The organism is Pseudoxanthomonas sangjuensis (genome assembly GCF_010211755.1).
Taxonomy (GTDB): Bacteria; Pseudomonadota; Gammaproteobacteria; order Xanthomonadales; family Xanthomonadaceae; genus Pseudoxanthomonas_A; species Pseudoxanthomonas_A sangjuensis.
This window is the reverse complement of the sequence record NZ_PDWR01000003.1, coordinates 144,010-169,696: the sequence shown is the minus strand read 5'-3', so window position 1 is coordinate 169,696 and position 25,687 is coordinate 144,010. Positions and strand designations below refer to the sequence as shown.

Annotated in this window: 23 protein-coding genes and 2 tRNA genes; 15 read left to right on the top strand and 10 right to left on the bottom strand. The window is 69.8% G+C overall.

Annotated elements, in window-relative coordinates:
* Positions 1-153: 153 nt before the first annotated feature.
* The 11 genes from recA to CSC71_RS02675 all read left to right on the top strand — a co-directional run bounded on the left by recA (position 154) and on the right by CSC71_RS02675 (position 10,145).
* On the top strand, positions 154-1,185 hold the full coding sequence (recA, locus tag CSC71_RS02725) for a recombinase RecA (RefSeq protein ID WP_162372806.1): 1,032 nt from the start codon (positions 154-156) through the stop codon (positions 1,183-1,185).
* Positions 1,186-1,187: 2 nt separating this feature from the next.
* Complete coding sequence (locus CSC71_RS02720; protein WP_162372805.1) at positions 1,188-1,604, top strand: hypothetical protein; 417 nt, start codon at positions 1,188-1,190, stop codon at positions 1,602-1,604.
* Position 1,605: 1 nt separating this feature from the next.
* Positions 1,606-2,001 carry an MmcQ/YjbR family DNA-binding protein gene (locus tag CSC71_RS02715; RefSeq protein WP_162372804.1) on the top strand — a complete coding sequence of 132 codons (396 nt, stop codon included), beginning with the start codon at positions 1,606-1,608 and terminating at the stop codon, positions 1,999-2,001.
* A gap of 11 nt (positions 2,002-2,012) precedes the next feature.
* Positions 2,013-2,417 (top strand): TfoX/Sxy family protein, encoded by a 405-nt coding sequence (locus CSC71_RS02710; protein ID WP_162372803.1) that lies wholly within the window; start codon positions 2,013-2,015, stop codon positions 2,415-2,417.
* Entirely contained in the window at positions 2,414-2,935 is a 522-nt protein-coding gene (gene recX, locus CSC71_RS02705) for a recombination regulator RecX (protein WP_162372802.1), read from the top strand. Before CSC71_RS02710 ends, recX begins: the two co-directional genes overlap by 4 nt.
* A 160-nt stretch (positions 2,936-3,095) precedes the next feature.
* Positions 3,096-5,750, top strand: a complete 2,655-nt coding sequence (gene alaS, locus CSC71_RS02700) for an alanine--tRNA ligase (RefSeq protein WP_162372801.1) — start codon at positions 3,096-3,098, stop codon at positions 5,748-5,750.
* Between the two features lie 185 nt (positions 5,751-5,935).
* The gene (gene csrA / locus CSC71_RS02695) at positions 5,936-6,148 is read left to right on the top strand and encodes a carbon storage regulator CsrA (RefSeq protein ID WP_162372800.1); all 213 of its coding nucleotides are present in this window, start codon (positions 5,936-5,938) and stop codon (positions 6,146-6,148) included.
* Positions 6,149-6,270: 122 nt separating this feature from the next.
* Positions 6,271-6,363 (top strand) — tRNA-Ser (locus CSC71_RS02690).
* 66 nt (positions 6,364-6,429) lie between these two features.
* Positions 6,430-6,506 (top strand) — tRNA-Arg (locus CSC71_RS02685).
* Positions 6,507-6,823: 317 nt separating this feature from the next.
* The gene (locus CSC71_RS02680) at positions 6,824-8,470 is read left to right on the top strand and encodes a right-handed parallel beta-helix repeat-containing protein (RefSeq protein WP_162372799.1); all 1,647 of its coding nucleotides are present in this window, start codon (positions 6,824-6,826) and stop codon (positions 8,468-8,470) included.
* A 277-nt stretch (positions 8,471-8,747) separates the two neighbouring features.
* The gene (locus CSC71_RS02675; RefSeq protein WP_281351921.1) at positions 8,748-10,145 is read left to right on the top strand and encodes a TIGR03013 family XrtA/PEP-CTERM system glycosyltransferase; all 1,398 of its coding nucleotides are present in this window, start codon (positions 8,748-8,750) and stop codon (positions 10,143-10,145) included.
* 26 nt (positions 10,146-10,171) lie between these two features.
* Here CSC71_RS02675 and CSC71_RS02670 read toward each other — a convergent pair whose 3' ends face one another.
* Positions 10,172-11,083 (bottom strand): glycosyltransferase family A protein, encoded by a 912-nt coding sequence (locus tag CSC71_RS02670; RefSeq protein ID WP_162372798.1) that lies wholly within the window; start codon positions 11,081-11,083, stop codon positions 10,172-10,174.
* Here CSC71_RS02670 and CSC71_RS02665 point away from each other — a divergent pair.
* Positions 11,055-12,104: a polysaccharide deacetylase family protein gene (locus tag CSC71_RS02665; RefSeq protein WP_162372797.1), complete on the top strand. Its 1,050-nt coding sequence runs from the start codon at positions 11,055-11,057 to the stop codon at positions 12,102-12,104. The genes CSC71_RS02670 and CSC71_RS02665 overlap by 29 nt on opposite strands.
* 154 nt (positions 12,105-12,258) lie before the next feature.
* Here CSC71_RS02665 and CSC71_RS02660 read toward each other — a convergent pair whose 3' ends face one another.
* The 4 genes from CSC71_RS02660 to CSC71_RS02645 are packed head-to-tail and all read right to left on the bottom strand — an operon-like array spanning position 12,259 to position 16,076.
* Entirely contained in the window at positions 12,259-13,308 is a 1,050-nt protein-coding gene (locus CSC71_RS02660; protein WP_162372796.1) for a GNAT family N-acetyltransferase, read from the bottom strand.
* Between the two features lie 3 nt (positions 13,309-13,311).
* Positions 13,312-14,310, bottom strand: a complete 999-nt coding sequence (gene nadE, locus CSC71_RS02655) for an NAD(+) synthase (RefSeq protein ID WP_162372795.1) — start codon at positions 14,308-14,310, stop codon at positions 13,312-13,314.
* Entirely contained in the window at positions 14,307-15,815 is a 1,509-nt protein-coding gene (locus CSC71_RS02650) for a class I adenylate-forming enzyme family protein (protein ID WP_162372794.1), read from the bottom strand. Before CSC71_RS02650 ends, nadE begins: the two co-directional genes overlap by 4 nt.
* A 12-nt stretch (positions 15,816-15,827) precedes the next feature.
* On the bottom strand, positions 15,828-16,076 hold the full coding sequence (locus tag CSC71_RS02645) for an acyl carrier protein (RefSeq protein ID WP_162372793.1): 249 nt from the start codon (positions 16,074-16,076) through the stop codon (positions 15,828-15,830).
* 161 nt (positions 16,077-16,237) lie between these two features.
* Between CSC71_RS02645 and CSC71_RS02640 the strand changes: the two genes are divergently transcribed.
* A complete protein-coding gene (locus tag CSC71_RS02640) occupies positions 16,238-17,413 on the top strand; it encodes a PQQ-dependent sugar dehydrogenase (RefSeq protein ID WP_162372792.1) in 1,176 nt (391 codons plus the stop codon).
* Here CSC71_RS02640 and CSC71_RS02635 read toward each other — a convergent pair.
* Genes CSC71_RS02635 through CSC71_RS02625 form a run of 3 tightly spaced genes read right to left on the bottom strand, consistent with a single transcriptional unit; the run spans position 17,410 to position 21,583 of the window.
* On the bottom strand, positions 17,410-18,351 hold the full coding sequence (locus CSC71_RS02635) for a class I SAM-dependent methyltransferase (protein ID WP_162372791.1): 942 nt from the start codon (positions 18,349-18,351) through the stop codon (positions 17,410-17,412). The genes CSC71_RS02640 and CSC71_RS02635 overlap by 4 nt on opposite strands.
* 27 nt (positions 18,352-18,378) lie before the next feature.
* A complete protein-coding gene (asnB, locus tag CSC71_RS02630; RefSeq protein WP_162372790.1) occupies positions 18,379-20,373 on the bottom strand; it encodes an asparagine synthase (glutamine-hydrolyzing) in 1,995 nt (664 codons plus the stop codon).
* A 25-nt stretch (positions 20,374-20,398) separates the two neighbouring features.
* Positions 20,399-21,583, bottom strand: a complete 1,185-nt coding sequence (locus CSC71_RS02625; RefSeq protein WP_162372789.1) for a glycosyltransferase — start codon at positions 21,581-21,583, stop codon at positions 20,399-20,401.
* 100 nt (positions 21,584-21,683) lie between these two features.
* Between CSC71_RS02625 and CSC71_RS02620 the strand changes: the two genes are divergently transcribed.
* Both CSC71_RS02620 and CSC71_RS02615 read left to right on the top strand, forming a co-directional pair.
* Positions 21,684-22,715 (top strand): acyltransferase family protein, encoded by a 1,032-nt coding sequence (locus CSC71_RS02620; protein WP_211367828.1) that lies wholly within the window; start codon positions 21,684-21,686, stop codon positions 22,713-22,715.
* A gap of 46 nt (positions 22,716-22,761) precedes the next feature.
* Entirely contained in the window at positions 22,762-23,388 is a 627-nt protein-coding gene (locus tag CSC71_RS02615) for a hypothetical protein (RefSeq protein WP_162372787.1), read from the top strand.
* Positions 23,389-23,398: 10 nt separating this feature from the next.
* On the opposite strand, the gene CSC71_RS02610 is transcribed toward CSC71_RS02615, so the two are convergent.
* Positions 23,399-24,499, bottom strand: coding sequence for a GNAT family N-acetyltransferase (locus tag CSC71_RS02610; RefSeq protein ID WP_162372786.1), 1,101 nt, complete (start codon positions 24,497-24,499; stop codon positions 23,399-23,401).
* The gene (locus CSC71_RS02605; RefSeq protein ID WP_211367826.1) at positions 24,496-25,617 is read right to left on the bottom strand and encodes a GNAT family N-acetyltransferase; all 1,122 of its coding nucleotides are present in this window, start codon (positions 25,615-25,617) and stop codon (positions 24,496-24,498) included. The genes CSC71_RS02610 and CSC71_RS02605 overlap by 4 nt, the downstream gene beginning before the upstream one ends.
* Between the last annotated feature and the right edge of the window lie 70 nt (positions 25,618-25,687).

The following is a 25,687-nucleotide window of genomic DNA, read 5'->3' as shown; positions in this document are numbered from 1 at the left end:
GGACTTTTCCGACACCGCGCGCGGGCATCGGCCTATGCCTTCTGTTTTTCCTGCGGAATATTTTCTTCGACAAGGCCGGCGCGTCTCAGTCCATGCGATGCACCGCCGTTAGCCTGACCCCATTCCCGATTTCCAAGACCTGAGGACACCACGATGGACGAGAACAAGAAGCGCGCGCTGGCCGCGGCCCTGACCCAGATCGAACGCCAGTTCGGCAAGGGTTCGGTGATGCGCATGGGCGATCGCGTGATCGAGCCGGTCGAAGCCATCCCCACCGGCTCGCTGATGCTGGACCTGGCGCTGGGCATCGGCGGCCTGCCGAAGGGCCGCGTCGTCGAGATCTACGGCCCGGAGTCCTCGGGCAAGACCACGCTGACCCTGCAGGCGATCGCGCAGTGCCAGAAGATGGGCGGCACCGCGGCCTTCATCGATGCCGAGCACGCGCTGGACCCGGTCTACGCCGCCAAGCTGGGCGTGCAGGTCGACGACCTGCTGCTGTCGCAGCCCGATACCGGCGAGCAGGCGCTGGAGATCGCCGACATGCTGGTGCGTTCCGGCTCCATCGACATCGTCGTCATCGACTCGGTCGCGGCGCTGACGCCGAAGGCCGAAATCGAGGGCGAGATGGGCGACCAGCTGCCGGGCCTGCAGGCGCGGCTGATGAGCCAGGCGCTGCGCAAGCTGACCGGCAACATCAAGCGCTCCAACACCCTGGTGATCTTCATCAACCAGCTGCGCATGAAGATCGGCGTGATGATGCCCGGCCAGAGCCCGGAAACCACCACCGGTGGCAACGCGCTGAAGTTCTACGCTTCGGTGCGCCTGGACATCCGCCGCATCGGCGCGATCAAGAAGGGCGACGAGATCATCGGCAACCAGACCAAGATCAAGGTGGTCAAGAACAAGCTGGCGCCGCCGTTCAAGCAGGTGGTCACTGAAATCCTCTACGGCGAAGGCATCAGCCGCGAAGGCGAACTGATCGACATGGGCGTGGATGCCAAGCTGGTCGAGAAGTCGGGCGCCTGGTACGGCTACGCCGGCGAGCGCATCGGCCAGGGCAAGGACAACGCCCGCAACTACCTGCGCGAGAACCCGCAGGTCGCGGCGAAGCTGGAAGCCGAGCTGCGCGAGAAGTTTCAGCCGGCCGAGGCATCGCGCGACGATGCGGACAGCGACGACGAATAAGGATGCCTGTCTCCAGGGACGGAAATCTTCATGGCATTCCCGCCCGCGCGGGCGAGAATGCCGGACATGTCGCCATCCGCTCCTTTTCTCGTCATGCCCCGCGCAAGCGGGGCCTTTTTGCTTGCCGGATGCGCCAGCCTTTTGCACCGGGAGGTCGATGCTCGTCGATCGCATGGCGGGAGATGCCGTTCCTCGCCATCGCGGGCGCCGCAGCGTTATCGTTTGCCGTGTCTCTGCTCCGGAAGGGAGAGATCGCAATGTGCGGCCTGACTGACCGGTTCAAGTCCGCGCCGGGAGTGCGCGACGCATCGTTCACGATCCTGCCGGAAGGCGCCGTTGCCATGCCCGGTTGTCTCGGCTTCGGGGCCGTGCCCTCGGGCAGCCGCGGACGGTTGGCACGGGCTGTCGCCGGGGTGTAGCGTGGATGTCGCCGCGGTCAAGGCGTTCTGCAGCCGTTTCCCGGCCGTCGCGTCGAAGCTGGCCGGCCCGCCGAGCAACGTGCTGCTGTATTCGGTGGGCAACAAGTACTTCGCCTACTTCAAGACCAGCGAGCCGGAGAAATGGCGCTTCAGCATCCGGGTGACGCCGGAGCGCTTCCTCGAGCTGACCGGGGTGCCCGGAATCAAGCCGGCGCGTTACATGGGTCGTTTCCATTGGGTCACCATCGTCGACGTGCGCACGGTCCCGGCCGATTACCTGAAGGAGCTGATTGGCTGGTCGTACGACAAGGCGCTGGCCGGCCTGCCGAAGCGCAGGCAGGCGGAGGTGCGGGCCGCCGCCGCCGTGGAGCCAGGGCGCGGACCGGGGAACCGATAAGGAGAGCGACCATGGCCACCGACAGCGACTACATCGAATACGTGCACGAACAGACCGGCTTCGGGTCGCGGCTGGCGTACAAGCGCATGTTCGGCGAGTACGGGCTGTACCTGGATGGCAAGGTCGTCGCTTTCGCCTGCGACAACAGCCTGCTGCTGAAACCGACCGCAGCCGGGCGCGCGCTGTTGCCGACGGTCGCGCTGGGCAAGCCGTATCCCGAGGCGAAGGACTATTACGTACTGGACGAATTCCTCGACGACACGGAACTGCTGCAGCGGATACTGCAGGCCACCGCCGACGCATTGCCGGCGCCGAAGCCCAGGCCGGCGAAGAAGTCCGCCGGGTCGACCAAGCCGCCGGGCAAGGTCGCCGGCAAGGCAACCGCCGGGCCCGCCGGGAAGCCGACACGGAAATGAATGGCAGCGACGAATTCGGCCGCCTTCCCGGCGAGGGCGAGACCGCCGCGACCAGCCGGCAACGCAAGCGCCGCCCCGAGCCGACGCCGGCGCAGCGCGCGCTCGGCCTGCTGGTGCGCCGCGAGCATTCGCGCAAGGAGCTGACCCGCAAACTGACCGCGCGTGGCGTCGATGCCGCCGAAGCCGCGGCCGCGGTCGAACGGATGAGCAGCGAAGGCTGGCAGGACGACGCGCGTTTCGCCGAGTTCCTGGTCCGCAGCCGTGCCGCCAATGGTTACGGCCCCGCGCATATCCGTGCCGAACTGGCCATGCACGGCCTGGACCGGGAAACCATCGCCGCTGCGATGGACGCCTTCGATGGCGACTGGCTCGTGATCGCCCGCAACCTGGTCCGCCGCCGTTTCGGCGCAGCCGGGCCACGGGATGCGGCGCAACGGCGCAAGGCCGGCGACCTCCTGGTCCGGCGGGGCTTCGATGGCGACAGCATCCGCGCGGCATTGCGCGGGGACGCGGAATAGGGCCGCCTTCGCGGTCGGCCGCGGAAGCGGGCATCCCGGGCCCGCGGGACCGCCCGGTTTGGTAATCTTGACGGCCTTTTCCGGGTTGACGGCCCGCTGCTTCGTCCGCATCTGGACGGTATCGGCAATGCCCCCTTGCCCGCCAGACCTCGCCAGCCAGATGACCAGCGACAAGACGCCAGAATTCACCACCGCCCGGGTCCGCAGGGACTTCCTCGATTTCTTCGCCTCGAAGGGCCATACCATCGTGCCGTCGGCGCCGCTGGTGCCGGGCAACGATCCGACCCTGCTGTTCACCAACTCGGGCATGGTCCAGTTCAAGGACGTGTTCCTCGGCGCCGAGAAGCGCAGCTACGTGCGCGCGGCCGACGTGCAGCGCTGCCTGCGCGCCGGCGGCAAGCACAACGACCTCGACTCGGTCGGCTACACCGCGCGCCACCACACCTTCTTCGAGATGCTCGGCAACTGGTCGTTCGGCGATTACTTCAAGAAGGAGGCCATCGCCTGGTCGTGGGAGCTGCTGACCCAGGTGTGGAAGCTGCCGGCCGAACGCCTCCTGGTCACCGTCTACCAGACCGACGACGAGTCGTACGAGCTGTGGAACAAGATGGTCGGCCTGCCGCCGGAGCGCATCATCCGCATCGGCGACAACAAGGGCGCGCCGTATGCCTCGGACAACTTCTGGCAGATGGCCGACACCGGCCCGTGCGGGCCGTGCACCGAGATCTTCTACGACCACGGTCCGGAAATCCCGGGCGGCCCGCCGGGCTCGCCCGACGAGGACGGCGACCGCTTCATCGAGATCTGGAACAACGTCTTCATGCAGTTCGACCGCCAGCCCGACGGCACGCTGGTGCCGCTGCCCGCCCCGTGCGTCGACACCGGCATGGGCCTGGAGCGCCTGGTCGCGGTGCTGCAGCACGTGCACAGCAACTACGAGATCGACCTGTTCCAGACGCTGATCAAGAAGGCGGCGGAGCTGACCGGCACCACCGATCTGGAGAACAAGTCGCTGCGCGTGATCGCCGACCACATCCGCGCCTGCTCGTTCCTGATCGTCGACGGGGTGCTGCCGTCGAACGAGGGCCGCGGCTACGTGCTGCGCCGGATCATCCGCCGCGCGCTGCGCCATGGCTGGATGCTCGGCACGCGCGAACCGTTCTTCCACAAGCTGGTGCCCACGCTGGTCGAATTGATGGGCGAGGCCTACCCGGAACTGCCGGCGGCGCAGGCCACGGTCGAGCGCGCGCTGAAGGCCGAGGAGGAACGTTTCGCCGAGACGCTCGATTCCGGCATGAAGATCTTCGACGAGGTCGCCGCCAGGGCCGACCGCATCATCCCGGGCTACGACGCGTTCCGCCTCTACGACACCTACGGTTTCCCGCTCGACCTGACCGAGGACATCGCGCGCGAGCGCGGCCTGGTGGTCGACGTTTCCGGCTTCCAGGACGCGATGGAGCAGCAGCGCGAAACCGCGCGCGCCGCCGGCAAGTTCGCGTCGAACACCGGTTTGCCGGCGGAACTGGTCGCGCAGCTCGCGCCGACCGGATTCCTCGGTTACGAACACCTCGACGCCGGCGGCCTGCAGGTCGTCGCGCTGCTGAAGGACGGCCGCCCGGTCGATTCCGTTTCCGCGGGCGACGAAGCGGTGGTGATCCTCGACAAGACCCCGTTCTACGCCGAATCCGGCGGCCAGGTCGGCGACACCGGCGTGCTCGCGGAGAAGGGCGTCGAATTCGACGTGACCGACACGCAGAAATTCGCCGGCCAGTTCTTCGGCCACGTCGGCAGGGTCGCGAAGGGCGGCATGAAGCTCGGCGACCACGTCGTCGCTTCGGTCGATGCGGAGCGCCGCGCGCGCATCGTGCTCAACCATTCGGCCACCCACCTGCTGCACGCCGCGCTGCGCGGCGTGCTCGGCACGCACGTGCAACAGAAGGGCTCGCTGGTCGCGCCCGACCGCCTGCGTTTCGACTTCTCGCACTTCCAGCCGATGACCGCGGCCGAAATCGCCGAGGTCGAGCGCCGCGTCAACGCCGAGGTCCGCGCCAACCATGAGGGCGAGGTGCGGCACATGGGCATGCAGGAAGCGCTGGACTTCGGCGCGATGGCGCTGTTCGGCGAGAAGTACGGCGAGCGCGTGCGCGTGTTGCGTTTCGGCCCGACGTCGACCGAACTGTGCGGCGGCACCCACGTCGGCCGCACCGGCGACATCGGGCTGTTCAAGATCGTCAGCGAGGGCGGCGTGTCCGCCGGCGTGCGAAGGGTCGAGGCGGTGACCGGGCAGGGGGCGCTGGACCACGTCGCCGGCGAGGAAAGCCGCCTGCGCCAGGCGGCCGCGCTGTTGGGCGGCAATGCCAACGACGTGGTCGACAAGATCCGCCAGGTCACCGAAAACCAGAAGAAGCTGGAGCGCGAACTGGAATCCCTGAGGGCCAAGGTCGCCTCGGGCGCCACCGCCGACCTGGCCGGTTCCGCGGTCGATGTCGGCGGCGTGCGCGTGCTCGCGGCGCGGCTGGAAGGCTTCGACGCCAAGGCGCTGCGCGAGGCGGTGGATCGCCTGAAGCAGCAGTTGGGCGATGCGGTGATCGTGCTGGCCGGCGCCAGCGACGGCAAGGCGGCGCTGGTCGCGGGCGTGAACGGGACCGCAACGGGCAAGGTCAAGGCCGGGGAACTGCTGTCGCACATCGCCGGTCAGATCGGGGGCAAGGGCGGCGGCCGCCCGGACCTCGCCCAGGGTGGTGGCGAGGACGGGCCCGCCCTTGCGACTGCGCTGAAGGGTGTCCAGGGCTGGGTTTCCGAGCGCCTGCACTGAATCCATCCGGGGCTGCGGCGTGCTCCAACAGGGGGGAATAGGCCGTGACCCCCGTGCTTGCGGGGGCTCCATACCCCCGCTACCATGCTTCACGTTTATGTACGAAATCTGGAAGCGTCCCGGGCAACCGAGTTGCCGATCGGGGCGCCCCCCGGCATTACCCTGCCGGATCAAGGAGAACGACCATGTTGATTCTGACCCGCCGCGTCGGTGAAACCCTGATGATCGGAGATTCGGTCACGGTCACCGTTCTCGGCGTCAAGGGCAACCAGGTGCGCATCGGCATCACCGCGCCGAAGGACGTCGCGGTGCATCGCGAGGAAATCTACCAGCGCATCCAGCGCGGCGAGGACAACCACGCCGCCCAGCCCGCCACGGAAGCCAGCGCTTCCGACTGAGCCGGCCCGGTACCAATTCGAATCCTTCCGCACCGTGCGATCCAATGCGCGGATTGCCGCGGGTACGGCCCATCCGGTATCCTAGTCGCTTGTGTCGCGGCGCAACCGCGGCCGACACGCCCGGAGTGATGCCCGAGAGGCCGAAGGGGCTCCCCTGCTAAGGGAGTATAGGGTCAAAAGCTCTATCGAGGGTTCGAATCCCTCTCACTCCGCCAGTGTCGGAATTACTTGGGACGATTGACGGAAGATCGGGTCCTCAGGCAAAATTCCGCTTCTTTCACGCGCCCGTAGCTCAGCTGGATAGAGTACCTGGCTACGAACCAGGCGGTCGGGAGTTCGAATCTCTCCGGGCGCGCCATCCACGACGGAAAGCCGGCAAGGAAACTTGCCGGCTTTTCTTTTGGTCGGCTTCCATGCCGCATGGGCCCCGGGTCGTTGCGGCGGTCGCCTCGCGTCGCCGCTTGCGTCGGGAATGGGCCGAAGACTCCGCATCGCCGCGCAGCCTGCCGCCCGGCTGCCGAAACCGCGGCGATCGCGGCAAATATTCAAACCCTAAGGATTCCGGCGCCATCCGGGGCGGATCCCCGTGCCAACCTTAGCGGGGATTTCACGCTGCGGTTGCGAAAATTCCCCTCACAGGGGAATGGCGGCAGAACACTGGGGGTTCCTTCTCTGATGCGTCCGTCCAAAACCATGCTCGGGCTGGGGCTGCTGGCGATGCTGCCGCTGCAGGCAACCGCCGCGACCTATACGGTCGGCCCCTCGGGGCGCCAGTACACCCAGTTGTCCACCCTGTTCAACAGCGTCGACCTCGCCCCCGGCGACATCGTCGAGGTGGACGGCAACGCGACTTACAACGGTAACATCGTGGTCGGCGACGACGATGGCGGTAGCCCGTCCAACCCGGTGACCATCCGCTGGCGCCGCGTGGCCGGCGCGACCCGGCCGCGCCTGTCGGGGGGCACCCACACGATCAAGTTCGAGCAGTCGAACAATGTCGTGTTCGAGGGTTTCGAGGTCACCGGCGGCTCCAGCACCTGCATCTTCAGCGAAGCGCACAACGTCACCGTGCGCGACGCGTACGTGCACGACTGCCCCTCGCACGGCATCCTCGGCGCCGACCAGAATTCGGGTTCTTTCACGCTGGAATACAGCGAGATCGCCCGCGCCGGCGCCGGCACCACGCGGCACAGCATCTACATGCAATCGGACGAGGTGACCTTCCCCGATACCGTGTTCCGCATGCGCTACAACTACATCCACGACGGCAACGGCGGCGTGCTGGTGCGCACGCGGCACCAGCGCAGCGAGATCTACTACAACTGGATCGAGAACTCGGTCTACGGCGAGATGGAGCTGATCGGCCCCGATTGCGACACGCAGAAGGCGGGCTGGACGACCAACCTGCGCCGCGAGGACGCCGACGTGGTCGGCAACGTGCTGGTGCACACCAACAGCTGGCAGAACGCGATACGCATTGGCGGCGACCTGGACGGGCGCAGCCAGGGGCGGGTGCGGCTGGTCAACAACACCGTGGTCTTCGCCCGCTCCGGCGCCGCCAATGCGGTGATGGTGCAACTGGGCGCGGGTTCGCTGGAAATGCACAACAACGTGGTCTACCAGACCGCGGCCGGCAGCGCGCCGGCGATCGTCCGCGAGAACCCGGCCAGCGAGGTGGGGCAGCCCGACGCCTGCGAGCCGCAGAGCCGCGAACCCTGGTCCGACGGGCGCAAGGTGGCCGGCAGCAACAACTGGGTACAGACCAGCGCGACGCTGGTGCCGGCGGAATGGACCGGCACGCTGCGCGGCAGCGACCCGCAGTTCGCCGACGTGGCGCAGCGCAGGCTGCGGCCGCGCCAGGGCAGCCCGCTGCTGGCCGCGGGCAACAACAATCCGGCGACGCCCGCGGCGTTCCCGTTCCCGTCGCCGCAACCGCTGCCCGCCTACGATCCGCCGCTGGCGACGAAGCTGGCCATCGGCGACGCGCATCCGCGGCTGGTGCTGCACGGCAGGATCGGCATCGGCGCCCTGGAGCGGCTCGACATAGACGAGGTGGCGCAGCCGATCCGGGCCGATGGCGCGCAGCCGAAGATTCCCGGCAAGGCCCCTTCTTCCTCGGCCACGCCGGCATCGCAGCAGGTCGTGGGTCCGCGTGCGGCTCCGGCCGCCGCCGGCGATGCCGATGCCGCGATATCCGCACCGGCGCCCCGGGCCGCCAATCCGCGCATGCTGCCGGTTGCCGCCAGCGACCCGGCGGTCCTGGCGCGGTATTTCCGTGCCGGCCCGTTCAAGCGTTTCCGCCGCGGGGTCGTCAAACCCTGATCCGCATGCCCGGACGCGCCGGGAAGCCGCCCCCGACCGTTCGTCCGATACCTGTCCGGTCGCCTCCTGCCTTCGCGTTGGTGGAAGTGATACCGCGGGAACGACCGGTATCCGCAGAAACGGGATGAATGGCGCGCCGAGGGGGCGCAGGGTGGGCGAAGGCCCGGACAGGGGGCAGGGGCAGTATGGAACATTCGTTGAACGCGCCCGGACAGGGTCGGGCGTCGTGCATGGCGCATCGTCGTACGCAGGGTTGCCGCGTGGCGGGGAGGCGGCCATGAAGTCCAGTCGCGCCAGCCGCAAGAGCAACGCGGCGCGCATGCTGTGGATACTCGAAACCGCGGTGCTGGTCGCCGCGGTGCTGGCGGCCGCGTGGATCCGCTTCCGTGGCGATCCCGAGTACCACGTGCTGTTCGCCCAACAGGCGCCGGTCCGCGCCGCGCTGGTGGCGCTGTTCATCACCGGTGCGATGGCGGCCTTCGGCCTGTACCAGGTGCACATGCGCCACAGCCGCCTGGACTTCCTGCTGCGGATGGCCCTGTCGTTCGCTTTCGGCGGCATCGCCCTGACCGTCCTCTACTACCTGTTCCCGCCCGCCTACATCGGCCGCGGCGTGCTGGCCATGTCGCTGGCCGCCGGCCTGGTCGGCGTGGTGCTGGTGCGCGTGCTGTGGGTGCGGGTGTTCCAGTCGGAAACCCTGAAACAGCGCGTGCTGATCGTCGGCGCGGGCAAGAACGCCGACCTGATCAATTCGCGGCTGCGGCGCGAAAGCGACCGGCGTACCTTCGTCCTGGTCGGCTTCGTCCCGGTGCCGGGGCAGCCGCAGCTGGTGCGCGAGGACCTGCTGGTGCGGCCCGGCGAGGCCGGCCTGGCCGAACTGGTCGAGCGCCTGCAGATCGACGAACTGGTGATCGCGCCTGACGAGCGCCGCGGCGGCCTGCCGATGGAGGACATGCTGCAATGCGTGCAGCACGGCGTTTCGGTGGTCGACCTGTCGAGCTTCTTCGAGCGCGAAGCCGGGATGATCCAGCTCAACGTGGTCGATCCGTCGTGGCTGGTGTTCTCGGGCGGCTTCGACTATTCGACGCCGCGCCGCCTCAGCAAGCGGTTCTTCGACCTGGTCGCGGCCGGCACGCTGTTGCTGGCGACCTGGCCGCTGATGCTGCTGGTGGCGCTGGCGGTGTGGCTGGAATCGGGCGGGCCGGTGCTGTACCGGCAGGTGCGGGTCGGCGAACATGGCCGCCACTTCACCCTGACCAAGTTCCGCAGCATGCGCATCGACGCGGAGAAGGACGGGGTGGCGGTCTGGGCCAGCAGGGACGACGACCGCAGCACCCGCGTCGGCAAGTTCATCCGCAAGACGCGTCTGGACGAACTGCCGCAACTGTTCGCGGTGCTGAGCGGCGACATGAGTTTCGTCGGGCCGCGCCCCGAGCGCCCGCAGTTCGTCGACATGCTCTGCGGCGAGATCCGCTACTACGGCGTGCGCCACAGCATGAAGCCGGGCCTGACCGGCTGGGCGCAACTGCGCTATCCGTACGGCGCCTCGGTGCGCGACGCCGAGGAGAAGCTGAAGTTCGACCTGTTCTACGTGAAGAACCACGGCCTGGTCTTCGACCTGATGATCCTGCTGCAGACGGTCGAGGTCGTGATGTTCGGGCGCGGCGCGCGCTGAAGGCGGTGGCCGGGGCGGCGCGGGGCCTAGCGCGGCAGCAGCTGCCGCAGCATGCGGCGGGCGGCGAACGGCGCCAGTTGCAGCACTTCGCGGCGCGCGCCGGTATCGGGCGCCAGCCGCCACGCGCGCCCGGCCAGGTGCAGCGCGTCGGACCAGCGTCCGCGGATCAGCATGCCGCGGGCGTTGCGCGCGTAGGTCGAAGCCAGCGCGCGATCCAGTTCGCCGTCGTCGACCAGTCCGCGCGCGTCGCCGATCGCGCGTTCGACCACGCGCACGTAGTCGTCGTAGGTGCTGGATTCGGCGGAAAGTCCGTCGTGGCCGCGCATCGCGCGGACCAGCGGCGCCTCGACCACGCCGATCGGCCAGCGCCGCGCCACGCGCAGGTGGAAATCGATGTCCTCGGCGGTGCGCAGGCTTTCGTCGAAGCCGCCGATGTCGTCGAACACCTCGCGGCGCAGGATCGCCGAGGCCGGGGCCAGCGCCGGGTTGTGGATCACCCAGCGCAGCGCGGGGCCGTCCTCGTGGATCGTGTCGCGGCGGCGCAACACGTCGATCGGCGCGCCGGAAGCGTCGACGCGCTGCACGTCGCACAGGACCATGCCGAGGTCGGGGCGCGCTTCCAGCAGCGCGAGCTGGCGTTCGGTCTTTTCCGGCAGCCATTCGTCGTCGCTGTCGAGCAGGGCGAAATAGCGGCCGCGGGCGATGCGCATGCCGTGGTTGCGCGCGGCGGAGACGCCGGCATTGGCCTGCCACGCGTAGCGGATGCGTTCTCCATAGCGTGCGCGCAGCGCGTCGCCGGTGCCGTCGCTGGAGCCGTCGTCGACCACGACGATCTCGTCGATGCGGCGGGTCTGCGCCAGCGCGGTGTCGATCGCGCGCACCACCAGGTCCCGCCGGTTGTAGGTGGGGATGATCGCTGAAACCTCGACGGACGACATGCTGAAGGATCTCTCCAAGAAACTGTTGTACGCCAGCGGCCTGCTCGGCCTGTACCACCGCCTGCGCAATGCGGACCGGCTGACCGTGGTGATGTTCCATCGTACCCTGAGTCCGGACGATCCGCGCTGGCGCAGCTGCGATCCGGACTACACCTTGTCGACGCGCTGGCTGGCCGAGTCGCTGGCGTTCTTCAAGAAGCATTACAGCGTGGTGTCGCTGGCGCAGGTGCTGGCCTCGCGGCGCGACGGCGCGCCGCTGCCGCCGCGGCCGCTGCTGATCACCTTCGACGACGGCTGGGCGGACAACGCCGATTACGCGCTGCCCGAGTTGCGGAAAGCGGGCCTGCCGGCGCTGCTGTTCGTGGTCGCGGACGCGATAGGGACCCGCCAGCCGTTCTTCCAGGAACGCCTGATCGCGGCCTGGCGCCGCGGCGCGCTGAAGGTGGCCGAACTGGCGCAGGCGATGCGGGCGCTGCCCGGGACGGAATGGCATCCCGCCGGCGAATCGATCGGCGAACTGCGCGAGGCCATCGCCCGGCTCGAGGCGCTGCCCGCGGAGCGCAGGAACGCGGTGCTGGCGCCGCTGATGGCCGCGCTCGACGACGGATTGCGGCACATGGTGGACGTCGGGGAACTGCAGCGGTTGCAGGCCGGCGGCGTCGCCCTGGGCCTGCACGGCAAGACGCATACGCCGATGAAGCAGGCGGTCGACCTCGATGCGGAGCTGTCCGGCGCGCGCGCCGCGCTGGCGGAATGCCTGGGCCGGGGCGGGCCGGACGCGGAGTCGATGTCGTTCCCGCACGGTTCGTTCGCCGACGCGATCGCGCAGCGCGCGCGCGAGTCGGGCTACGAACTGGTATTCACCAGCGTGCCGGTGCTGAATCCGGTGCGGCCGAAGGTCGGCTGGCTGCTCGGGCGCACGGGTTTCGAAACCGATGCGGTGGTCGATGCGCGCGGCCGTTTCCGTCCCGACTGGCTGGCGCTTTACCTGTTCCGCAAGCCGGCGCAACGGCTGGCGTAGGAGCGGCGGTTTTTAACAGGCGAATGTCTGTTCAAGCCGCGATGCCTTTCCCGCAATTGGGGAATGAACGGAGAGGAGTGAGGAGCGAGCAACAGCCGCCGCCTGGGATCCCCTCGCTTCTCGCTCCCCTCCGCTCGATCCTGTCGAGCCGCTCCTACTCGTCCTCGTCGGCCGACGTGAGGAACCACTCCGGCTCGGTCGCCATCGTCCGGTTCCAGCGCACGAACACCGGCCGCCGGCCGCGTGCGCTGAAGCCGCATTCCTTCCAGCCTTGCAACTGCGCTTCGGTACCGGCGATCTCCACCGACACCGAGGCGTAGCCGCAGGCGCGCGCGGCGGCCAGCAAGGCCAGCACGTGGTGCCGCGACATGCCGTGCACGCCGTTGTCCGACCAGAAGTCGAGGACGTGCAGCGCGCTGTCCCTGGCCTGCACGGCGAACCAGGCCTGCGCCTCGCCGCCGCCCTTCGGGACCAGCCAGAGATAGCGCGTGGTCGCCAGCGGCGATTCGTCGAAGCGCCACTTCGCCTGCAGGCTGTCGCGCACCGACAGCACGCCGTCGCCTTGCGGCGAGGCGTTCCACAGCGCGTCCATCTGCGCATCCGCGCGCGGCCGCCATTCGTGGCGCAGGCGCGGGCCGTGGAAGCGCTGCCAGCCGTCGCGCACGGCGACGGCCGCATCCAGCACCCAGCCGGCCGGTACCGCCAGCCATGCGGGCAGTCGCGCACGCAGGTAGTGCCCGTAGCGCAGCACGCGCGCGTAGCGGACCATTTCGGTCAGCTGGCTGTAGCCGATCCGCTTGAACACCGCGGCGGCCTTCGGGTTCGGGAAGCCGTACAGCAGGTCCAGTTGCTGCCTGCCCGCGTCGATCAGGCCCTGTTGCAGCATCAGCGCCGGGCCCAGCGAGCGATGCGCGGGCAACACCGCCAGATCGACCAGCACGCCGGCGTGCAGGTCCTGGCCGCGGAAGCGCATGCGCCGCCGGCCCGCACAGGCGGTGCCGACGAAGTCGCCGCTGGCGGCCTCGAGCAGCAGTTGCAGCAGCGGCGGCCCGTTCGGGCCGGACAGGTAGAACCAGTCGTACTTCGCCGCAATGCGGTCCTCGCGGCCCAGGTTTCCCCACCATACCGACAGCACGGTGTCGCGGTCGTGCAACGGGTCGCCGGTGCGGACGACGTACTGCGGCGGCGGCGACGCCTGGCCCATCGGTCAATCCAGCTCCGGCACGTCGCCGGCCAGCACCGGCGGCATGTGCAGGTAGCGGGTGGTGCGGCGCTTGTTGCGAATGTCCTCGTAGACCGCTTCGGCCTGCGCTTCGGAAATGCCGAGTGCGGCGGCCAGTTCGCTCGCGGGGCGGTCGTGGTTCAGCGCCCACAGCGCCAGGTCCATCTGCTGGTAGGGCAGGGCGAAGTAGAACTCGTCCTGGCCCTGGCTGAGGCTGTAGGTGTCGGTGGTCGGGACCGCGGCGCAGACGCGCTCGGGCAGGCCGAGGTGGCGGGCCATCGCGTACACCTGCGACTTGTACAGGTGGGCGATCGGCTTGACGTCGGCCGAGCCGTCGCCGTTCTTGACGAAGAAGCCCTGGTCGTATTCCAGCCGGTTCGGCGTGCCGACCACCGCGTAGTTCAGGCGGTCGGCGTGGAAGTATTCCAGGGTCTTGCGGATGCGCTGCTTGAAGTTGGTCGCGGCGACGATGGCCAGGTAGTCGGCCAGCGCCAGGTCGCGTTCGACGAGTTCGCCCGCCGGCGTTTCGGCGACCAGCCGGAAGCGGTTGATGCGGCCTTCGGTGCCGCCGTCGATGACGATCTTGAACTTCCAGCCGTCGCCGTATTCCGGCACCGTGTTGCGTACCGCCGCGTCGCGCGCGCGGTAGCAGCCGATCGCTTCCAGCGCCGGGGCGATGTCGACGGTCTCGGTGCGCACGCCCAGATGACTGGCGAGGATGTTCGCGCGCGCCGCGCTGTCGTCGGAGGAGTCGCGCTCGGGCAAGATCAGCGCGAACACGCGGTCCGGGCCCAGCGCGCGCACCGCCAGGGCGATGCTGGTCGAGCTGTCGATGCCGCCGGAGATGGCGACGACCAGCCCGCGCCGGTGCAGTTGCCGCGCGACGATCTCGCGCAGCCGCGCGGCGATGCGGTCGGCTTCCTGTTCGTAGTCGAGGTCGAGGACGCTGGGGCCGAGGATGGCGGGCTGGTCGAGGCGGCTCATGGGTTTGCGGTCTGCTCCATCAGTTGGACGCGACGCACCTTGCCCGACGCGGTGCGCGGCAGGGCGTCGACGAAGGCGACGTGGCGGGGGATCTTGTACGGGGCCAGGCGCGTGCGGCAGTGCGCCTTGATCCGGTCTGCGGCGCGCGGCGGCAGGGTTTCGCCGGCGACGACGAAGGCCTTGATCACCTGGCCCATCACTTCGTCGTCGACGCCGACCACCGCGACTTCGCGCACGTCGGGCAGCTCGGCGATCACTTCCTCGACGTCGGCCGGGTGTACGCGGTGCGCGCCGGTCTTGATCATGTCGCTGCGCCGGCCCTGCAGGAACAGGTAGCCGTCGGCGTCGAGGTGGCCGATGTCGCCGGTGTGCAGCCAGCCGTCGCGCAGCGCCGCCGCGGTCGCCGCAGGATTGTTCCAGTAGCCCGGCATCACGTTGGCGCCGCGCACGCAGACTTCGCCGCTTTCGCCGGCGGCGGCGTCGCTGCCGTCCTCGCGGACGATCTTCCATTGCACGCCATCGATCGGGATGCCGGCCGAGCCCAGCTTTTCCTCCAGCCGCTCCGGCGGCAGCCAGCTGATCCGCGAGGTCGCCTCGGTCTGCCCGTACATCACGAACAGCCGCGGCGCGGGCAAGGCCTCACGCAGGCGGCGGGTCAGCGCGGGGGACATCGCGCCGCCGGCCTGCGTGAGGTAACGCAACGAAGTCAGGGCGTGCTTCCCCTGCGCCAACGCTTCCAGCAGCAGGGTGAACGTCGACGGCACGCCCGGGAAACCGGTCGCCCGTTCGCGCTCGATCGCGTCCAGCACCAGCTGCGGGAACATCAGGCTGGGGCCGAGCACGACGCAGCCGCCGACGATCAGGTGGGTGTTCAGCACCGAGGCGCCGTAGGCGTAATAGAACGGCAGCACGCTGAGCGCGCGGTCGTCTTCGGTCAATCCCAGATAGGCGACGATCGATTCCGCGTTGGCCAGCAGGTTGGCGTGGGTCAGCATCACGCCCTTGGGGTCGCCGGTGGTGCCCGAGGTGTACAGGATCAGCGCGAGGTTGCCCGGCGCGGCCGCGTGGGCGACGTGGCCGGATTCGCCGCCGTCGTCGGGCAGCAGCGGTTGCGCATCCTCGGCGGCCGTCGAAGACGGCATCGGCTGCAGTTGCGCGATGGCCTCGGCGACGTCGCGGTTGCCTCGTTCGTAAACCACATGGCGCGCGCCGCAATGGCGCAGCCACGGCAGGAAGTCGCGCTGCCGAGCCTGCGCGTTCAGCGGTACCGCCACCCCGCCGGCCAGCCAGGCGCCGTAGCAGGCGACCGCGGCCTCGATGCGATTGGGCATGACGATGGCGACGCGATCGCCCGCCTGCAGACCGTCCGCGCGCAGGTGCGCGGCGAAGCGGTGCGCCTGGCGCCAGAACGCGCCGTAGCCGATGCGGCGCTCGCCGTCGACGATGGCCGTGCGCTCCGGTGCGCGCAGGGCCACGCGTTCGACACGGGCGGGAAGGCTGTCCATGGCGCGCAGCGATCAGCCCGCGAGCTTGCGGCTGACGAATTCGTCGACGGTCTGGATGGAGTCGAAATTCGCCGGGGTCATCTCTTCCGGCACGATCTGCAACTTGAACTGGTCCTCGAGGAAGAAGATCAGTTCGTGGATGCCGGTCGAGTCGATGATGCCGCCGCGAATCAGCGAATCCTGGTCGCCGATGGCGGAAGGGTCGTCCGAGAACAGGAAGTTCTCCAGGATGAACCGTTTGATCTGTTGCCTTTGCTGCATTTAAGGGATCCCCCGACACTGTGTCGTGCACTCTGTGGATACGGAAACCGGGGGCGCGTCCGGCCAGCATCCGCTCTTCCGTTTGTAGGTGGGTGGATGGGGTCGGGCGGGCGGCGCGACGTCGCCGCCGGGACCCCCCCATCCGGAAGGAAAGATTCGCCATGCGATGCACGCTGTTCGTACTGCTGCTGCCGTTATTGGCCGCCTGCCGCTCCGGCGACGCGCCGCCCCCGGCCACGCCGCCGCATGCGGTGCGCGATGCCGTGCCGAGTGTCCACGCTTCGGAGAAGGGCGATTACGCCGTCACCGAACTGGTCGCGGGGCTCGACCACCCGTGGTCGCTGGCGTTCCTGCCCGAGGGCGGCATGCTGGTGACGGAGCGCCCCGGCCGCCTGCGCCGGATCGGCGCCGACGGGCGGGTTTCGGAACCGATCGCGGGCTTGCCGAAGCTGTTCGTCGAAGGGCAGGCGGGCCTGCTCGACGTCGCCCTGTCGCCGGATTTCGTCCGCGACCGGCTGGTCTACCTGTCCTTCGCCGAGCCGAACCTGCGCGGCAACGTGGCCGGCACCGCGGTCGCGCGCGGGCGCCTGCAGGGCGGCGTGCTGCAGGATGTCGAGGTGGTCTACCGGCAGGAACCGAAGCTGTCGGCCGGGACCCATGTGGGGTCGCGGCTGGTGTTCGACGACGCCGGCCACCTGTTCGTCACCCAGGGCGACAACCGCGTCGCCGCGGCCGCCGCGCAGGAGCTGGACAAGCTGCAGGGCAAGCTGGTGCGGATCTGGCCGGACGGGCGCATCCCCGACGACAACCCGTTCGCGGGGCGCGCCGGCGCGCGGCCGGAAATCTGGTCGTATGGCCATCGCAACATGCAGGGCGCGGCGCTGCACCCGCGGACGCGCCGGCTGTGGACCAGCGAACACGGCCCGATGGGCGGCGACGAGATCAACATCGAAGACGCCGGCGCCAATTACGGCTGGCCGCTCGCCACGCACGGCATCAACTACGACGGCAAGCCGATGCCCGGTTCGCGCGGGCGCAGCGTGCCGGGCATGCAGGACCCGCACTACGTCTGGGAGAAGTCGCCGGCGGTCAGCGGCATGGCGTTCTATACCGGCGACCTGCTGCCGCAGTGGAAGGGCAACCTGTTCCTCGGCGCACTGGCGGCGAAACAGCTGATCCGGCTGGAACTGGACGGCGACAGGGTCGTGCACGAGGAGCGCCTGCTGACCGAACTCGGCCAGCGCATCCGCGACGTGCGGCAAGGGCCGGATGGCGCGCTGTACGTGCTGACCGACGAGGACGACGGCAGGCTGCTGCGGATCGCCCCGGCACCTTAGCCCGCCGCCGGCAGTGGCTTGCGCGCGATGAAATCCACGCTGGTGATGCACAGTTTCTCCGGCGGGATGCCGGCGAACTGCGGATGCACCGGTGTTTCCGCCAGCTGCTGCAGCCGCTCGGGTCGCGCGGCGGCGGTGTTCAGCTCGATGCGGAAACCCTGCCGCGCCGCCGCGTCGACGAAGTAGTGCGCGCGCAGCCGGTTCTGATAGAGGAAGGCGTTGTTCCAGCGCCGCCATTGCCGGTCGGAATAGCGCAGGTAGTGCAGCTGGTGGATGTTGCGGTCGACGTAGGCGTAGTGGTCGCCGCAGTTGACCGAATGGAACATGACCCCGCCCGGCGCGAGGATGCGCCGCGCTTCGCGGTACATCGCCTCGACCACGTCCGCCGGCACGTGCTCGAGCACGCTGTTGGAGAACACCACGCCGATCTCGCCGTCGGCCAGCGTCGTGCGCGTCGCATCGGCCGGCGCGCGGTAGCGGATCGCGCCGTCGCTCGCGGTTTCGAGGCCGGCGCCGGCGAGGATGAGCTCGCGCAGGCGGTAGTAGCGCTGCCACGCGCCGTCCGCGTCCGCGCCGCCGGCGTCGATGATCGTCGGCAGGAACCGCTCCAGCGCCTCGACGCAGTCGCGGGTCAGGTCGGCGCGCAGGTGCGGGTTGAGGTCGCAGGTGTCGATCCGCGCCGCGCCGGCCAGGTAGCAGGCGAAGGGGAAGGTCGGGTACCAGCCGGTGCCGATCTCGAAGCCGCGCATGCCGGCGAAGCCGACGCCGGCGTTGCGCAGGTGGCGGGCCATGATCGCCCAGTCGTCGATCTTCATGGCCAGCTCGCGCTCGAAGCGCTGCAGTCCGCCGAAACGGCGCTGCAGGTGGAAGTGCAGCGCGTCGCCGCCCGGCACGTAACCGAGCACTTTCTGGACCGTTCCCTTGATGCGCCAGTGCATGACGATTCCGTTCGCCCGGATTGGTGGTCAGGAGGCGGCGATCACCGCGGTGGCATCGTCGACCGCCGCCTCCCGCGGTGCCGGATGCGTTCCGGCGACCTGCCGGTGCAGCAGCATCGTCGAGAGGATGCCGACGAAGGCCTGGTTGTCGGCGAAGCCGGCGGCACGGCCCTGCCGGCATTTCTCGAACAGGCGGCCCACCGCGGCGGCATCGAAGTAGCCGGCATCGCGGATGCGCTGCGGATCGAGCGCGTCGGCGACGTAGTCGAGCGGCCGGCCGTCGAAGAAGAAGCTCTGGCTGTCCGGCGCGCGGTACGGCTGCTTGGTGCGATTGACGATGTCCTGCGGCAGCAGGTCGGCCAGGGCGCGGCGCAGCAGGTATTTCTCGGTCATGCCGCGCAGCTTGAAGCTGGGCGGCAGGCGGTTGGCGAATTCGATGACGCGGTGGTCGAGGTAGGGGAAGCGGCCTTCGATCGAATTGGCCATCGCCACGCGGTCGCCCTGCGACGACAGCAGGTAGCCGGCCAGCAGCGACTTGGCCTCGACGTACTGGTCGCGCGCCAGCGGGCTCCAGCTGGCGATTCCCGATGGCAGGGTCCGCTCGTACGCGTCGAGCGGATCCCAGCCCGCGGTCGCGGCGCGCAATTCCGGCGACAGGAACGACAGCGCGCGTTGCGAGGTGGTCCAGCGCGGCACGTGCGCGAACACCGGGCGCTGCAGGTGTTCCATCCCCTGGCCGAAGAACTGCTGGGCGAAACCGGCGTGGCCGACCGGCGAGTTGCGCAGGTAGCCGTACAGCTTCTGCAACAACAGCGGGCGGAACCGCGAATCCGGCTGCCGCGCCCAGAAGCGCCGCACCTTGGCTTCCTTGAACAGGTCGTAGCCGCCGAACACTTCGTCGGCGCCTTCGCCGGTCAGCACCACCTTGTAGCCGTGCTCGCGCACGCAGCCCGACAGCAGCATCAGCGGCACCGGCGCGGTGCGCAGCACCGGCGTTTCGGTGTGGCGGATCAGCCGCGGGAACGCCTCGCCGATGTCGCGGCGGCCGCAGCGCAGGGTGGTGTGGTCGGTGCCGAGGTGGCGGACCATCGCCTGCTGGTGTTCGCTTTCGTCGAATTCGCCGTCCTCGAACGCCACCGAGAACGTGCGCACCGGGGTGTCGGTGAAGCCGCGGATCAGCGCGACGATGCCGGACGAATCCAAGCCGCCGCTGAGGTAGGCGCCGACCGGCACGTCGGCGCGCAGCTGCAGGCGCACCGCATCGACCAGCAGTTCGCGCAGTTCGGCGGTGGCCTGCCCGACGGTCAGCGGATGGCGCGACGGCGAAGTTTCTTCCGCGTCGGGGAAGGCCCAGTCCCAGTAGCGCTTCAGCGTCTGCCGGCCGTCGTGCTCGATCGCGAGCAGGCAGCCCGGCGGCAGGCTGCGCACGCCTTCGTACAGCGTGTCCGGGTCCACCGGCGCCCAGTAGGTCAGGGTCTGCGCCAGCGCGAGCGGATTCAGCCGCGCGCATTCCGGCAGTCCCGCCAGCAGCGCCTTGACCTCGGAGGCGAACCAGGTTCGCCCGCCCGCGTTGGCGTAGTACAGCGGGCGGATGCCGGCGCGGTCGCGCGCCAGCACCAGGCGGCGGCGCGCGCCGTCCCAGATCGCGATCGCGAACTGGCCGTTGAGGTGCTGCACGAAATCGTCGCCGTAGCGGTCGTACAGGTGCACGATCACTTCGGTGTCCGACTGCGTGTAGAAGCGGTGGCCCTGCGCCTCGAGTTCGCGGCGCAGCTCCACGTAGTTGAAGATCTCGCCGTTGAACACGGTCCACGCGCTGCCGCGCTCGTTGCGGATCGGCTGGTCGCCGGTCGACAGGTCGATGATCGACAGCCGCGCGTGGGCCAGGCCCACGCCGGGTTCGGCGTGGAAGCCGTAGCCGTCGGGGCCGCGGTGCGCCAGCGTGCGGATCATCCGCTGCAGCAGCGGGCGCGCCGCCGCGGCGTCGACATCGGGTCCGCTGAAGCCTGCGATTCCGCACATGTCCGTTCGTATCCCCCGTTGCCGCTCAGGCCGAGCCGGCCATGTAGACCGCGCGCAGGCCGCGCGCCTCCGCCAGCGCTTCCTCGCAGGCCGCCAGCGTTTCCTGCGCCCCCTGCCGCCAGTCGCGCGAGAAGCGCCGCGCCAGCGCGGTTTCGTTCCAGTCGCGGCGCAATGCCTGCGCCAGCCCGCCGGCCAGCGCAGCGGCGTCGCGCGCCGGCACCAGCACGCCGTTGTCGGCGTCGACGACTTCGGGGATGCCGCCGACGGGCGTGGCGACCACCGGCCGGCCGCAGGCCAGCGCTTCGACCAGCACGTTCGGGTGGCCTTCCGAATAGCTGGGCAACGTCACCACGTCGGAGGCGACCATCCAGCGCGCCACCTCCGTTGGTGGTTGCGCGCCGGCGAAGCGCACCGGGACGCCGGCCGTCGCGGCCAGCGCTTCCAGTTCCGCGCGCAGCGGCCCTTCGCCGACCAGCGCCAGTTGCAGGCGCGGCCGCGACGCCTGCAGGCGGCCGGCGGCGGCGAGCAGTTCGCGCAGGCCCTTTTCCGCGACCAGCCGGCCCACGTAGAGCACGATCTCCGCGTCCGGGTCCAGGCCGAGCAGCCGGCGCGCATGGTTGCGGATGGAAGGATGGAAGATCGAGGCGTCGCAGCCGTTGGGGATGACCCGGATGCGGTCGGGATCGGCGCCGTAGTCGTACGCGGCGACGCGCCCGAGGTCGTCGCTGACCACCAGCAGCCGTTGCGCGGCGCGCAGCACGGGCTTGGTCAGGCGGCGGCTGACCGCGTCGCGCACGCGCAGGTCGGAGCCGCGCGCGCCGACCACCAGCGGCACGCCGGCGTCGCGCGCGGCGAGCATCGCGCCGTGGGCATCGGGATACAGCCAGTACGACAGCACCAGGTCCGGCGCGAACGCGCGCAACGGGCCCTCGAGCGCGCGCGCGCACAGGCGGCCGTTGAACGGACGGCTCAGCGCCGGCAGCGCGGGATAGCGGACGTACTGGGTGTCGCAGCCCGGGGCCACCTGCGCGTCGTCCGGGGCGCGGTACAGGTAGCTGCGCGGCTGCGCCCAGCGCGGGTAGCTGGCGACCGGGCTGAGCACGCGCACCTGCGCCAACCGCGACAGTTCGCGCACGGTCTGGTAGACCGGGCGGCCGCGGTTGGGCTCGCCGGCGATCGGGAATTGCGAGGTGACGATCAGCAGGCGCATGGGGTCGCCCGGATGCCGTTGTCGGCGCGTGCGGAATGGCCTGTCCACGCGGTGGCCGGCGTTATACCGGCCATGCAGGCAACCGTGGCCGTGGACTGAAGTGGAACAGGGGATTTCGTCATCTGCGCGGGTGGTGGAGTTGGACGCGTTGCGCGGCATCGCCGCCGTGGCGGTGATGCTCTACCACTACACAACGCGATACGCGGAGGTGGTCGGCCATGCCGGCCGGCTGCCGCTGGACTTCAGCGTCGGCATGTACGGCGTGCACCTGTTCTTCCTGATCAGCGGCTTCGTGATCTTCATGACCCTGGAGCGGACCCGCACCGGGATGGATTTCGTGGTCTCGCGCTTCTCGCGGCTGTTCCCCGGGTACTGGGCGGCGATGGCGATCACCGCCGCGGTGGTCTGGGCGGTCGGCCTGCCGCAGCAGCGGATACCGCTGCGCGACCTGCTGCTGAACGCGACCATGGTGCAGGACTTCCTCGGCGCGCAGGAGCTGGACGGTTCCTACTGGACCCTGCAGATCGAACTGTTCTTCTATGCGCAGATGCTGTTCTGGTTCGCGCTCGGCCTGCTCGGGCGCATCCGCTGGGTCATCGCCGGCTGGCTGCTGCTGTCCGCGCTGGCGGGGTGGTGCCAGAAGTCCGGCTGGCACTTCTCGTACACGCTGGGCGAGCTGCTGATCCTGCGCTACATCCCGTTCTTCGCGATCGGCATCCTGTTCTACCGGATGCGCACGCGGGCCGCCGAACGGCGCCTGGACGCGGCGATGATCGGGCTGGCGCTGCTGTCGATCGGCATCGGCCAGCCGCCGGTCCTGCTGCTGGTCGCCGGCGTCTGCTGCGCGATCTTCGCGCTGTTCAGCCTGGGCTGGCTGCGTTTCCTGAACCTGCCGCTGTTCGCCTTCCTCGGCGCGATTTCCTACTCGCTGTACCTGATCCACCAGTCGGTGGGCTTCGCGGCGATCTGGCGGCTGGAACGGGCCGGCGTGCCGGCGTGGGCGGCGGTGCCGCTGGCGATGGCGCTGGCGTTCGCCCTGGCCGCGTTGCTCAGCTATCGGGTCGAGAAGCCGGCGATGAACTGGATACGCGCGGAGTGGCGGCGGCGCAGGACGCGCATGGAACTGGCGTAGGCGCGGATGCGCGCGCCGCGATTTTCGGCGAGAACGGGGGGAGCACGTGATCGAATGGAACCGCATCGTCCTGCTGGGGCGCGAAGCGGGCAGCGACGGATCGGTCGCGCTGGCCGCGGACCAACGCTTCGTGGAGCTGCTGGCCGACGACGTGGAGCGCATCGTCGGGACCTATCGCGCGTACGGCCGGCGCGGCGACCGCGAGCGCATCCTGCGGCGGTTCCGGCGGGGCTTCCGCTGTTTCGCGGTCGAAGAGGAGCGTGGCCTGGTCGCCTGGTTCTGGGTCATGCACGGGATACCGCGCTACCTGGACGAGCTGGCCTGGCTGTTCGAACTGGACCACAGCCTGGTCTGGGCGCGCGACGCCTTCGTCGCCCCGGATCGCCGCGGCCGCAGGATGCTGGTGGCGATGATGGATGCGGCCACCCGGCTGGACCGGCGGCCGCGGTTCTTCCTGTCCGACGTCAGCGCCGGCAATTTCCTTTCGCTGCGTGCGCATGCGGCGCTCGGCTTCAGGCGGCTGGCGACGGTGCAGTCGTTGCGGATCGGGCCGCTGCTGCTGCGCAGCCGCCCTCCCGCCTGCCTGCCGGTGCCGAACGGCCTGCGCACGGCGCAACGCTGGCTGTGGCTGAACCCGGAAGAGCGCGACTGGCACCGCGCGCAGATCGCCTGAGCGGCACGCCCTAGCCGTCGCGTTCGAGGCGCCAGGCCAGCGGACGCAGCCAGCGCGCGGCACGCATCGCCCGCGCCGCGTTGCGGTCCAGCGCCAGCGTGCCGGTCGCCATCCGCATCCGCTGCGGCAGCAACCGCGCCAGGTATGAATCCTGCTGCGCCTGGCTGTCGAAGCGGCGCACGCCGGGTAGCTGCGCAGGCAACGCCGCGATCAGCGCGGCTTCGTCGAGGATGCCCGGGCCGCAGTCGGCGAATTCCGGATCCCAGCCGATCTTGAAGCCGTTGAGGGTATCGCCGAGCAGCAGGTTGCTCGACGAGGCGATGACGCGGCCGTCGAGCCGCGTTTCCATCAGCACCGCCGCGCCGATGCCGGCGAAGCCCGCGATCATCTCGCGGAAGAACGCGGCCTGTGCGGGCGCGGACAGCAGCGAACTGCCGCGTCCGCCCTTCCAGCCGGCGTGTTCCAGCGCCAGGTGCGCACGGATCGCGGGCCCGTCGACTTCGGCGCCGCGCAGCAGGCGGAACTCGAGCGCGCCCTGCTGCTGCAACCGGCGCCGGTGGCGGCGGCGGTCCTTCGATTCGGGAAGCACTGGTGTGTCGCCGGCAGGCACGTCGAGGATGGGGCGCGCGAAGACGCGGCGCGGGAACCAGTCGCCGCCCTCCGATCCGGCCAGGTGCCGCGCGGATTCCAGTTCGGCGCAGTCGAGCGGCAGGTTCCGCACATCCAGCGCGCGCCAGCGCCGGCCATTCGGCGCCGACGACAGCAACGCGCGGATGGCGGCGCCTTCTTCGCCCGCGGCGACGAGCAGCCCGCCGCGGAAGGTGTGCGGCGTGCGGTAGTCGCACAGGTGCGGCAACGGCACGAACAGGTCGGGGCGTGCGAAGGCGAAGGCGCCCACCGCAATCAGGGTTGGCGAATGCGGGCCGCCGCGTTCGATCCAGGCGATCCGCGGCGGCTTCGACGGCGTCAGCCAGCGTGCGGCCGGTAGCACGAATTGCGGCATCGCGAACGGATTGGGGTGCGGGCCGGCACGTGCCGCCAATCCGGTCCAGGCATCGATGTCGCCGGCGTCGAGCCCGTCGGGAGCGCGCCAGCGCAACGTCGCGCTCATGCCGGTGCGCTGCCCCGCAGCGACCGCCAGGCCTTGCGCAACCGCGAGTGCCAGCCGCGGCGGTCGAGCGACAGCCAGGCCATTTCGCCGCGGGCCATGCCCAGGCTGCGCTTGAAGCGGCCGTCGCCGGCCATCAGTTCGAAACGGTCGTGGCCGCGTTCCAGTGCCCACTGGATGGCTTCGCCGAGCAGCAGCAGGCCGGGACTGCCGCAGTCGCCGAAACGGGCGTAGTCGATCCCGGCCTGGTAGAAGTAGACCGTGCCGCGCCGGACCAGGTTGTACGCGTAGCCCACCGTCGCGTCGCCGGCGTCCAGGCGCAGCAATTGCGCGCCGGCGTCCTCGCCGGATTCGGTGATCAGCCGTTCATGGAAGCGCAGGATGCGCGGATCCGCGAAGGCGCCGCGACCATTGCCGCTGCCGGTCCAATGGACCTGGTGCAGGGCGACCATGTCGCGGAAGAAGGCGAGGCGCTCGCGCGCGCCGCGGGCCGCGACCAGGCGGACGGCGCCGTGGCGGCCGGCCAGCCTGCGTGCCGTTCGCCGCAGGGTGCTGCGGGTGTTGGCGCTGCGCAGCGCGGGCAGGTAGGCGCTGCCCGCCGAGCGCAGCGCGGCGAGGTCGACATGGTGCGTGTCGGACTTGCGCAGGCGCGTTTCCAGTCCGATGCCGCGCAAGCGCGCCAGCAGGGCGTCGTCGATGGCGATGCCCGGCAGGTTCAGGGTCAGCCAGCGCGGGTGCGCGCGGGCCAGGTACGACACCGTCGCCGCCAGGACTTCGCGCTCGAGGCCCTTTTCCGCCAGCAGCCCGTTGTATTCGATGGTGAGGTCGTCGAGCGCCGAGTCGCCGGTTTCGTGCAGGCGCAGGTGCCGCGGACCGAGGCCGAGGAAGCGCCGGCGCGTGGTCAGCACGCCGATGCCGAGCAGGCGGCCGTCGCCGCTGACCGTCAGCAGCCGGGCGATGCGCGCGGGGCAGATCAGGCGCAGCCACGGCCCGATCCAGGCCCAGCTCTGGAAAAAGCTGGGTTCGGCGCGCGACTCCAGTTCCAGCCACAGCGACTGCAGGTGTTCCAGCGGCGGCAGGGCCGCCAGCTTCACGCGGATGCGGCCTGCTCGCCGCGCCATGCCCATCAACGGTAGCTCCCCCCTGGTTGCCGATGCCGTCGTCGTTCGTTGCCGTTTCCCGCGTTCCTTC

Bases quoted from the DNA above. Each gene is read 5' to 3' on its own strand.
- recA (WP_162372806.1), top strand. From the start codon at position 154: ATGGACGAGAACAAGAAGCGCGCGCTGGCCGCGGCCCTGACCCAGATC.
- CSC71_RS02720 (WP_162372805.1), top strand. From the start codon at position 1,188: ATGCCTGTCTCCAGGGACGGAAATCTTCATGGCATTCCCGCCCGCGCG.
- CSC71_RS02710 (WP_162372803.1), top strand. From the start codon at position 2,013: ATGGCCACCGACAGCGACTACATCGAATACGTGCACGAACAGACCGGC.
- recX (WP_162372802.1), top strand. From the start codon at position 2,414: ATGAATGGCAGCGACGAATTCGGCCGCCTTCCCGGCGAGGGCGAGACC.
- alaS (WP_162372801.1), top strand. From the start codon at position 3,096: ATGACCAGCGACAAGACGCCAGAATTCACCACCGCCCGGGTCCGCAGG.
- csrA (WP_162372800.1), top strand. From the start codon at position 5,936: ATGTTGATTCTGACCCGCCGCGTCGGTGAAACCCTGATGATCGGAGAT.
- CSC71_RS02680 (WP_162372799.1), top strand. From the start codon at position 6,824: ATGCGTCCGTCCAAAACCATGCTCGGGCTGGGGCTGCTGGCGATGCTG.
- CSC71_RS02675 (WP_281351921.1), top strand. From the start codon at position 8,748: ATGAAGTCCAGTCGCGCCAGCCGCAAGAGCAACGCGGCGCGCATGCTG.
- CSC71_RS02665 (WP_162372797.1), top strand. From the start codon at position 11,055: ATGATCGCTGAAACCTCGACGGACGACATGCTGAAGGATCTCTCCAAG.
- CSC71_RS02670 (WP_162372798.1), bottom strand. From the start codon at position 11,083: ATGTCGTCCGTCGAGGTTTCAGCGATCATCCCCACCTACAACCGGCGG.
- CSC71_RS02660 (WP_162372796.1), bottom strand. From the start codon at position 13,308: ATGGGCCAGGCGTCGCCGCCGCCGCAGTACGTCGTCCGCACCGGCGAC.
- nadE (WP_162372795.1), bottom strand. From the start codon at position 14,310: ATGAGCCGCCTCGACCAGCCCGCCATCCTCGGCCCCAGCGTCCTCGAC.
- CSC71_RS02650 (WP_162372794.1), bottom strand. From the start codon at position 15,815: ATGGACAGCCTTCCCGCCCGTGTCGAACGCGTGGCCCTGCGCGCACCG.
- CSC71_RS02645 (WP_162372793.1), bottom strand. From the start codon at position 16,076: ATGCAGCAAAGGCAACAGATCAAACGGTTCATCCTGGAGAACTTCCTG.
- CSC71_RS02640 (WP_162372792.1), top strand. From the start codon at position 16,238: ATGCGATGCACGCTGTTCGTACTGCTGCTGCCGTTATTGGCCGCCTGC.
- CSC71_RS02635 (WP_162372791.1), bottom strand. From the start codon at position 18,351: ATGCACTGGCGCATCAAGGGAACGGTCCAGAAAGTGCTCGGTTACGTG.
- asnB (WP_162372790.1), bottom strand. From the start codon at position 20,373: ATGTGCGGAATCGCAGGCTTCAGCGGACCCGATGTCGACGCCGCGGCG.
- CSC71_RS02625 (WP_162372789.1), bottom strand. From the start codon at position 21,583: ATGCGCCTGCTGATCGTCACCTCGCAATTCCCGATCGCCGGCGAGCCC.
- CSC71_RS02610 (WP_162372786.1), bottom strand. From the start codon at position 24,499: ATGAGCGCGACGTTGCGCTGGCGCGCTCCCGACGGGCTCGACGCCGGC.
- CSC71_RS02605 (WP_211367826.1), bottom strand. From the start codon at position 25,617: ATGGCGCGGCGAGCAGGCCGCATCCGCGTGAAGCTGGCGGCCCTGCCG.